Genomic DNA, 10,038 nt, shown 5'->3' on the forward strand with positions numbered 1-10,038 from the left:
CCCTTCCCCGAATGCCCAGCCCGCAACCCGCTCCGGTGCTGCCCGGGCTGACCGAGTACGCGAGCGGCACCGCCAGGATCAGGCAGGCGGACGACGGTCGGCCAGGGCGGCCAGCCCGACGAGGTCGTCGGGCTCGGCGTCCGGCACGTCCCGGTCGAAGTGGGCCAGCACGGGAAGGCGCAGTGAGACGGCGACCAGTGCGCCCATCGCCAGCCCGCACAGCAGGTACAGCAGGCCGGTGCCGCGCCCCGCGCCGACGCCGATCACCGCGCCCACCGTGCCGGCCAGCGGACCGCCGGGATCGACCAGCGGTTGCAGCGCCGTACTGGCAAGTGGCGCGACGGCGTATCCGAGCGAGAGGACGGAGAGTGCGGCCATCTGGTTCAGCGCGATCACGCGGGCGTGGAATCGCTGCGGCACCTTCGTGTGGATGATGGTGATCCAGGCGCCGTTCACCAGCACCAGCGCGAACGACAGGCAGAACGTGCCCACCGCGATCAGGGCCAGTGACGGGCGGAGGCCGGCCACGGCGGCGCTCGCGGCGACCCCGGCCGCCGCCCAGAGCAGCCCACGCATCCGGTGCCGCTTCGGCCCGCCCCAGAGCGCGAGTACGAGGCCGCCGGCGACCGCACCGGCGGCGGACACCATCGCGACCCGGGCGGCGTCGGCCGTCGAGCCCACTACCAGCACCAGCGGGGAGACCAGCACGAGTACGGCGGCCAGCGGCGCGTTGAGTCCGACGAAGAAGAGCAACATCGCGCGGAGTCCGGGGCGGCGGAAGAAGTAGTGGAAGCCGCCCCGGATCTCGGCCAGAACCGTCTCCCGGCGCTGCCAGGCCATCGTGCGCGGAAAGCGGACGGCCAGAAGGACGGCCACGCACAGCACGTAGCTGGCCACGTCGAACAGCAGGATGCCGAGCATGCCGAGCGAGTGCAGCATCGCCACCGCCACCAGCGGCACCAGGAACTGCGCCGCCCCGGTGGCCAACTGCACGACTCCGTTGGCGTGTCCCAGATACCGCTTGGGTACGAGCTGCGGCACCGCCGACGCGTACGCGAGCCGCTGGAGGGTCAGCGCCACCGAGAGCGCGGCGAGGAGCCCGTAGAGGAGTCCCGCCCCCAGCGCGTCGAACGCGAGCAGCAGTGCGAGAGCCCCCTGGATCAGCCCTGCCAGGACGCTCGCTCCGATCAGCGCGCGTCGCCGATCGCCGCGGTCGACGAGGGCACCGGCGATCGGCGCGACGAGGATGCCGGGCAGCACGCCCGCGACCGCGAAGAGCGCGAAGCGCAACAGCGATCCGGTCTCCAGGTAGGTCCAGATCGGCAGGGCGAACTCGGTCAGTGCCGTACCCGTCATCGACACCGTCTGGGCGGCGGCGACGGCGAGGAAACGGCCCATGCTGGGTCGTGGCCCGGGAGCGGGCGGTGGGCCCGGCTCCGATGCCGGCACCGGACCGGTCACGATCCCGGCCAGTTCCGCCGCCCGGTACTTGAGGAAGTAGTGCCCCGCCTCGTCCAGCACCACCAGGCCGGTACGCGGGGACAGGAACTCCCACTCCCGGTAACGCTCCTGGTAGTAGTCGGTGCCCGGGTCCTTCTCGCCCACCACCGAGACGATCGGAGCCCGCAGCGGTGTCACCCGCCCACCCATCAGCCGGGTGAAGTACTCCTCGGCCTCCTCGGCGTCCCGCCGCATGGCCCGGATCAGGTGCCGGCGCTGGGCGGGCTCGAGTGCGCCCACGTCGGCGCCCATCGACTGCAACCAGTTCGCGTACACGGTGTCCGAGCGGAGTCGGTCGAACCGGGCCAGCCCGGCGAGTCGGGGCCGGGCGAAGGGAAAGACGCCGCCGAGGTAGACCGCCTCCAGGGTACGACCGGCCGCCTCCAGTCGGCGCGCGACCTCGACGGTCAACGCCGCACCCGGTCCGCAGTGTCCGTAGAGGACGAGTGGACCGGACACCCGGCGAAGCACCTCGTCCGTCACGGCGGCGGCTACCTCGTCGAGCGGCCGGGCCTCCTCCGGTAGACCCAGGTCGGAGCCGGGCACGGCGACGGAGTGCAGCGCGACCCCGTCGGGCAGGGCGTCGGCGAGGGGCTGGTACACGATCGCGTTGGCGCCGCCGTACGGAACGCAGACCAGGGACAGGGTGCGGGTCGGCCCGGTACGGGTCAGCTCGTGCAGCAGCGGGCGTGGGCCGGCCCGGTTCCCGAGGCCGGCCAGGCCGCGTACGGTCGGATGCTTGAACAGGTCCATCGCGGTGACCGGCGTGGGCAGCAGGCCGCGCAGCCGGCTCACCACCGTGATGGCGAGCAGCGAGTGCCCGCCGAGGTCGAAGAAGTCGTCCTCCGCACCCACCCGCTCGACACCCAGCACCGCGCGCCAGACCTCGGCGATGGCCTCCTCGACCGGTCCGCTCGGCGGGACGAAGGCGTTCCGGGACCCGATCTCGGGTGCGGGCAGGGCACCCCGGTCGATCTTGCCATGTGCCATCCGGGGCAGCGCGTCCAGCCACACGGCCTGGGCCGGCAGCATGTACTCGGGCAGGGTCGGCGCCAACCGCTGACGCAGCTCGGCGAGCGGCAGCTCCCGCGCCGACGCCCGCTCCAGGTAGGCCACCAGCCGATCGGCGTGCACCGCGACGGCGGCCCGGGTGACCTCCGGCAGGGCGGCGAGGGTGGCCTCGATCTCGCCGAGTTCGATCCGGTAGCCGCGCAGCTTCACCTGATGGTCCCGCCGGCCGAGGAACTCCAGGTCGCCGCCGGGCAGCCAGCGGGCCAGGTCGCCCGTGCGGTAGAGCCGCCCGTACGACGCGCTCCGGACGAAACGCTCGGCGGTCAGCTCCGGCCGGCCCAGGTAGCCACGGGCCAGCCGGTCACCGCCGATATGCAACTCGCCGACCGCACCCACCGGCACCGGTCGGAGCAGCCGGTCGAGCACGTGCACCTGGGCGTGCGGCAGCGGGCGCCCGATCGGCGTGGTGACCGAACCGGGGTCGACGGCCGGCGACACCTGGTACGTCGTGACGCCGACCGTCGCCTCCGTCGGTCCGTAGTGGTTGACGACGGCGGCCGGGGAGAGGCCGGCCAGTTCCCTGGTCCAGTCCGCCCGGGACGCCTCCCCGCCGAGCACCAGGGCGCGGCGGGGAAGCAGGCTGGCGGCCGGCACCTCGGCGGCGAGCGCGGCGAGGTGCGACGGGGTCAGCTTCAGGTAGTCGATCCGGCCGGACGAGACCTGGTCGGCCACCTCCTGGGCGGTGCCCCGCCGTGGGATCAGCGTCACCCGGCCACCCGTGGCGAGCGCCAGATAGAACATGGTGACCGCGAAGTCGAACGACAGCGACTGCAGCAGGCCGAAGCGGGAACCGGGGACGACGTCGAGTCGCTCGCGCATTCCGTCGAGGTAGCGGACGAGCTGGCGGTGCTGCACCGCCACGCCCTTCGGCTGCCCGGTGGACCCGGAGGTGTAGATGACGTACGCGAGGTTGTCGGGGGCGGCGATCGGCGGAAGCGGGCCGGATCCGCCGGCGGCGACGTCCGTGACCAGCCGCCCGGGATAGCCCTCGAACAGTCCGGCGAGGTCGGGGGAGGTGAGCAGGACCTCGGCACCGGAGTCGGCGAGCAGGTACGCCAGCCGGGCCGGCGGTTGCTCCGGGTCGAGCGGCAGGTACGCCCCGCCGGCCTTGAGTACGCCCAGCACGGCGACCGCCGAGTCGGTGGACTGCTCCAGGCAGATCCCCACCCGCGCCTCCGGCCCGACCCCGCACTCCCGTAGGCGTCGCGCCAGCCCGTTCGCCAGACTGTCCAGCTCCGCGTACGTCAACGACGTGTCGCCGTGCACCACGGCGGGTGCGTCCGGGGTCCGGTCGACCCAGGAGTCGAACGCGTCGGTCAGCAGGGCTGCCGGGGAGTCTGCCGGCGCCGGCCCGCCGAAACGCCGCAGCACCTCGTGCTCCCGCGACGACAGCAGATCCAGTGTGGACAGCGGACCGGCGGGGTCGGCGGCCACCTGGTGCAGCAGTATCGCGAACCGGTCGAAGAGCCGTACGACCGTCGCGGCGTCGAACAGGTCGGTGTTGTACGTGACGGTGCCGACGAGTTCGTCCCCCTCGTGGTACAGGTAGAGGGCCAACTCGTGTCGGGTGGTCGTCGGCGCGACGTCGAACGGCGCGACGGTCAGGTTGCCGAACCGGGTGGCCGGCGCACCGGTGTAGTTCTGCATCGCGAAGCTGACCTGGAAGACCGGCGGGCGCCGCACGTCACGCCGCACCCTCAGCTCGGTGACCAGCCGCTCGAACGGCAACTCCTGGTGTGCGAACGCGTCGATCGCGGTCTCCCGCAGCCGGCCGAGCAGGTCGTCGAAGGTCGGGTCGCCGGCCAAGTCGGCGCGGAACACGATCGTGTTGACGAAGAGCCCGACCAGGCCCTCGGTCTGCGGCTGTCCCCGCCCGGCGACCGGCACACCCACCGCGAAGTCGTCCTGACCGGTGTACCACCCGAGCAGGGCCTGGAAGCCGGCGAGCAGCACCATGAACGGTGTCGCGCCGCGGGGCTGCCCGACCGCGCCGAGCGCCGCGGTCAGTCCGGCGTCGAGCCGGAACGTGTGCAACGCGCCGGCCGACGTCTGCGTCGGGGGGTACGGCCGGTCGGTCGGCAGTTCCAGCGCGGGTACCTCGGCCAGGCGCTCGCGCCAGAACGACAGGTCGCGTTCGGCCCCGCTTAGCGAGCGCTGCCAGCGCGCCCAGTCGGCGTAGCCGATGGGCAGGTCCGGCAGACCGGCGGGCCGACCGGTGCGGTGCCCGTCGTAGAGGATGCCCAACTCGCGCAGGATCACCTCGGTCGACCAGCCGTCGCTGATGATGTGGTGCATCGTCAGGCACAGCACGTGGTCGTCGGGGCCGATCGTGGCCAGCGTGGCGCGGAAGAGCGGGCCGGCGGCCAGGTCGAACGGCACGGCCACCGCCCGGGTCAGCGCGGTCCGGGCCGCCGTGACCGGATCGGCGGCGCCACTGACGTCCACCGACCGAAGCTCCACCCGCCCCGGCGGGGCCACCTCCATCTTCGGCTGGCCGTCGTCGCTTGCCGAGAATCGCATCCGCAGGCTTTCGTGCCGCGCCACGAGTGCGTCCAGCGCCGCCCAGAGGGCGTCGGCATCGAGCGGGCCGGCGACCCGCAACGGCAGCCACATGTGGTACGTCGCGGTGCCCGGCGCGTACTGCTCCAGGAACCACATCCGTTCCTGGGCGTACGACAGCGCTGGCGCGCTGCCGTCGGTGCAGGCGACGATGGCCGGGGCGATCGGTTCGGCCCGCCACCGTCGGGCGAGCGCCGACGTCATCGGGCGAGTTCCTCGAGGGCCTCGGTCAGGCTGGCCACGGTCGGATGAGCGAAGACCACCCGCACCGGTACGTCGAGACCCGTCGCCGCGTTGATCCGCCCGACGACCCGCATCGCGTGCAGCGAGTGGCCGCCGAGTGCGAAGAAGTCGTGGTGGACGCCGACCTTGTCGAGTCCGAGCACGTCGCCGACCACCCCCGACACCAGCTCCTCGCCTTCGGTGCGGGGCGGTACGTACTCCACCGTCGGCGGCGGGACGGTGTTGGCGGGCGATCGCACCGGCCCCGGTACGCCGGCCCGCACCGCCTCGGTGACCGGCCGGTCGGGCTCCGCCGCCAGCAACCGCAGCAGCTCGTGGAATGCGGTGGCGAGCGCGTCGACCGCATCGGCCGAGAACCGGTCGGCGGGGTACTCGAACACCAGCTTGACCTGGCCGGTGTCGGTGGGCAGCACGATCAGGGTGAGGTCCAGATAGGAGTGTCCTGCCGGCACCGGCAGGACCGTTGCGGACAGCCCCGCCCAGGCGATCTCGTGCAGCCGGTAGTCCTGCATGTTGAAGCCGAACCGCACCAGCGGTGGCTCGCCGGCGACCCGGGGTGGCGCGAGAGCGGCGACCACCGCTTCGAACGGCGCGTCCTGGTGGGTCAGCGCTCCCGCGAACGCGTCGGTGACCCGGCGCACGGCGGCCGGAAACGGAGGCTCGCCCGCGAGATCGGCCCGCACCACGACGATGTTCGTGAAGTCGCCGACCACCTGCTCGGTCCCCGGCTCGGTACGGCCGCCGACGAAGACGCCGACCGGGACGTCCGTCCGGCCCGTGTAGCGCCCCAGCAGCAGTTGGTACGAGGCCAGCAGGACCGGCGCCAGGGTCAGCCGACCGGAGACACCGGCCGAGGCGGTGAGCCGGTCGACGAACTCGGGCGCCAGCATGCGGACCGCCTCCGCGACCCCCGGCGGGTGGGCGACCGGCGCCGGCAGCGGCAGCGCGACGGGCGGCCCGACACCGTCCAGGGCGGAGCGCCAGTACGCCAGCGTCCGCTCCAGACCACCGCCGGCCAGCTGCCGACGCTGATGGGTGGCGACATCTGGGTACTGCACCGGATGGGCCTCGAACGCCGGCCCGGCCCGACCGACCCGCGCCCCGTACGCGGCCGCCACTTCGGCGCTGACGATGCCCAGCGACGCCGCGTCGAGCACGAAGTGGTGGCCGGCGATCAGGAACAGGTGCTCGTCCGGACCGACGCGCAGCAGCGCGGTACGCACGAGCGGCCCGCGTACCAGGTCGAACGGCTCCGCCCGCAGCCGTTCGACCCACCTCGCCGGACCGTCGGAGTCCGCCCCGGAATTCCGGGAGCCACTGACGGCGGCGGGCTCGAACCCGACCGAGGTCTCCACCCGCAACGGCGCGGACAGCCCGCCGACCACCCGCTGCCGGGGCTCCTCGCCGCCGGTCACCGGCACCGTGCGCAGACCGTCGTGCCGGGCCACCACCTCGGCGACGGCCGCCGCCAGGGCCTCCGCGTCGAGCGGGCCACGCAGCCGGATCACCGTCGCCACGTGGGCGCTCGCGCCGTCCGCGTCGACCTGCGCCGTGAGCCAGGACCGGCGCTGATGGTAGGAGCAGTCGTACACCTCCTCGCCCGCCGACCGCGGTGGCCGGGGCGCCGGCCGCAGACGCTTGACGAGCAGAGCCCGCTGCGCGGGCGAGAGCTGCTGGATTCGGTCTCGCACCGTGTACTCCCTTGTCCCTGCGCCGGCAACGGGCTGCGGGGTGGTGGTGCCCAGCAGCCCCTCCAGCCGGTCGCAGGCGGCCTCGACGGCGGCCCTGGAGTCCACCAGCGGCGACCGCGCCCGGTTCCGGGCCGCGTAACCGGGGTCGTCCAGCACCCGACGGAGGAGCGCGGCGATCGTCTCGGTCGTCCAGCGGGCCGCCGGCAGCCACTCGCCGAGGCCCAGCCGGCGCAGTCGCACGGCGTTGTCCGGCCGGTCGACGCCGTGCGCCAGCACGACCTGGGGTACGCCGGACGCGATCGCCCGCGCACTGGTGAGCACGCCGCCGTGGTGGACGACGGCGGCGACCTCGGGTATCAGCGTGCGGAAGGGCAGGGACGGATGCCACTGGACGCCCTCCGGAAGGACATCCGGAACCAGGTCCCGGTGGCGGCAGACCAGGATGCCGGGCCGGCCGGTCCGGGCGCACGCCTCGGCGGCGAGCCGGTACCACTCGTGGTGCAGCAACTGTCCCGACCCACCGGTCAGCAGGACGGGTCGGCGGGCCGGCGGAACGTCGTCGGCCACCAACTCGGCCACCTCCGCGGGTAGCTCGCCGGTCTCGGCGTCGTCGTGCAACACGAAGCCCGGCAGCGCGGTTCCGGCGGACGCCGGGTCACCGGCTCCGTCGAACCAGTCCGGCCAGAGCCCCAACTGGAGATCGGCGGAGGAGAGCCACGGCGCCCAGTCCTCGACCGGAGGCAGACCCACCGCGGCGCGGACCTGGTTGGCCGATACGGCGAGGGTGCGCGGGAAGAGCCGTTCGGTGAGGGGCATCGCCATGAGCTGGGTGGGGGCGAGGGCCACCCAGGCCGCCGGTATCCCGTACGCCTCGCGCAGCATCAGCACGGAGAGCCCGGAGGTGTGCCGGCTGACCGCCACCACCTGGGCGGGGTCGCGCTCGCGTACCACGGCGGCCATCGACTCGTATTCCCGGCGGACCTGCTCCCACAGGCCGTTGCGCCGGTAGTAGTCGGCCAGGTGGTCGACGTCCGCCAGCACGTTGAGCAGGAGGCGCCGGGCCTCCAGAAGGGTCCGTGCGTAACCGGACTCGGTGTCGACGGGTACGAACTCCAGGCCGGCGGCGCGGACCGTGCTGCCGTAGTACTCGTGGGTGTGCAGCACCACTTCGTGACCCCGGCCGCGCAGCGCCTGCCCGATCCGGATGAATGGCAGCACGTCGCCGTGGGTGCCGAAGGTGCTGGTCAGGAACGTAGCCATGGCGGCGGTCAGCGATCGGCGTCGAGTAGTGCGCGGATCTCGTCGTCGGAGAGCTGCGCCAACTCGGCGAGCAGCTCGTCGACGTCCGCCGAGGAATGCTCACGGATGGTTCGGGCGACGTCGGCGACGGTGAACGCGTCGGTGAAGAGCGCGTCAACGGGCAGTTCCACGCCGAAGTCGTCGCGCACCCGTACGGCGAACCGAACCAGGGTGAGCGATCCGCCGCCGAGTTCGTGGAAGTTGTCGTGCACCGAGGTCGGCGGAAAGTCGAGCAACTCGGCCCAGATGGCCGCGACCTGGGCCTCGGTCGGGTCGTCGGTGTCGACGGCGGCGGCCGGCGTGCTGCTCCGGCGTGCCTCGATCGCGGCCAGCACCTGCCCGGCGGTGCTGCAGGTGGTCGCGGTCCGGTGCACCCGCTCGGCGTCGGCGGGCGGGGCCAACCGGGCTGCCGTCTCCGGGCCGGTGGGAGCCGGTCGCACCGAATGCGGCTCGTATCTGGCCGCGACGGCGTCCGCCACCGAGATCACGAACCCGGTCCCGTCCCGCCGGACGCCCGGCAGGCCGGACAGGAAGTCGTGGCCGGGGCGGTTGCGCTCGGTGGCGGAGTAGGCGAGTGCCACCTCGGCCAGGCCCCGCTCCCGGGCCAGTGCCCCGAGGCTCGCCAGCACCCGGTGCTCGACGCCGCGGCCGAGCACCCGGCAGCTCAGCAGGAACGTTTCCACCTCGAGCCGGGCGCCGTGGGCACGGTGCACGACGACACCCACCTGGCCGTACGAGCCGAGTCGGTCCCGTACGTCGACGACCAGCACCTCACCGTCCACCGTGCCCAGTTCGGCGGCGGTGCGCCGTACCGTGGTGAGGTTGAACTGGTTGGTGCGCTGGGTGAGCTGCGCGGTGCGGGCGAGGTCGGTGGACGCCATCGGCCGGACATCGACGACCAGGCCGAGCCCGTCGAGGAAGCTCGCCAGGGACGGTGCCGCCGCGCGGGCGGCCCGGCGCCGCGCCTCCACCACGTAGCGCTCGGCGCGGTTCCGGTCGTCGGCGGTGACCTCGGTGACGTCGAGCGGCCAGCAGTGCCGCAGGTACGGCAGCACGGCACCCGGCTCGGCGGGCAGCGCGAGCGCGAGGACCTCCGGGTGGGCGGCGCGCACCTCGGCGCACTCGACCGGATTGTCGTCGAGGAAGACGAACGCGTCCAGCCCGAGGTCGAGTTCGGCGGCCAGCACGGCGAGGTTGGCCGACTTGGGCTGCCAGTCGATCCGGTGCGCGGTCACGTGCTCGGGCCGCAGCACCATGTCGGGATGCTGGGCCAGCACGGCGAGCACGTCCGCCTCGGCGTTCTTGCTGCAGATCGCGATCAGCCGGCCGGCGGCGCGCTGGGCGAGCAGGAACTCCTGGAACGCACGGCGCCCCGGGCCGACCCGGACCCCCCGCACGCCGTCCTCGCCGACCACCCCGTCCCACAGCGTGTTGTCGGCGTCGACCGCGATCACCTTGGGGCGTGGCGTGAGCCAGGCGTGCGCCGCCCGGGCCACCGCCGTGCCGAGCGCGGCGAACATCGTCCGGGTGTACGGCACGTCCGCGGACCGTTCGCCGTACGCGTCGTGGTAGTCGGGCACCGGGTACAGCGCGGCCAGGTCGGCGCCGGTGATCACCCGTACCCGTGGATCGCCGGAGAGCGCTCCGGCGAGCCGCGCCTCGGCGGCGGCGAGCG

Annotated in this window: 3 protein-coding genes; all 3 read right to left on the bottom strand. The window is 73.5% G+C overall.

Annotated features, from left to right (window positions below):
* Nucleotides 1-78: 78 nt before the first annotated feature.
* A complete protein-coding gene (locus I0C86_RS43155; protein ID WP_196200865.1) occupies nucleotides 79-5,334 on the bottom strand; it encodes a non-ribosomal peptide synthetase/MFS transporter in 5,256 nt (1,751 codons plus the stop codon).
* Nucleotides 5,331-8,324, bottom strand: a complete 2,994-nt coding sequence (locus tag I0C86_RS09590) for a condensation domain-containing protein (protein WP_196200866.1) — start codon at nucleotides 8,322-8,324, stop codon at nucleotides 5,331-5,333. The genes I0C86_RS43155 and I0C86_RS09590 overlap by 4 nt, the downstream gene beginning before the upstream one ends.
* 8 nt (nucleotides 8,325-8,332) lie before the next feature.
* Nucleotides 8,333-10,038 (bottom strand): HAD-IIIC family phosphatase (locus I0C86_RS09595; protein ID WP_196200867.1); only part of this gene is annotated, 1,706 nt, incomplete at its 5' end.

Source organism: Plantactinospora alkalitolerans (assembly GCF_015690345.1).
Classification (GTDB): domain Bacteria; phylum Actinomycetota; class Actinomycetes; order Mycobacteriales; family Micromonosporaceae; genus Plantactinospora; species Plantactinospora alkalitolerans.

What these genes read in the sequence shown, in the direction of transcription:
- I0C86_RS43155 (WP_196200865.1), bottom strand. Translation starts at nt 5,334, where the DNA reads ATGACGTCGGCGCTCGCCCGACGGTGGCGGGCCGAACCGATCGCCCCG.
- I0C86_RS09590 (WP_196200866.1), bottom strand. Translation starts at nt 8,324, where the DNA reads ATGGCTACGTTCCTGACCAGCACCTTCGGCACCCACGGCGACGTGCTG.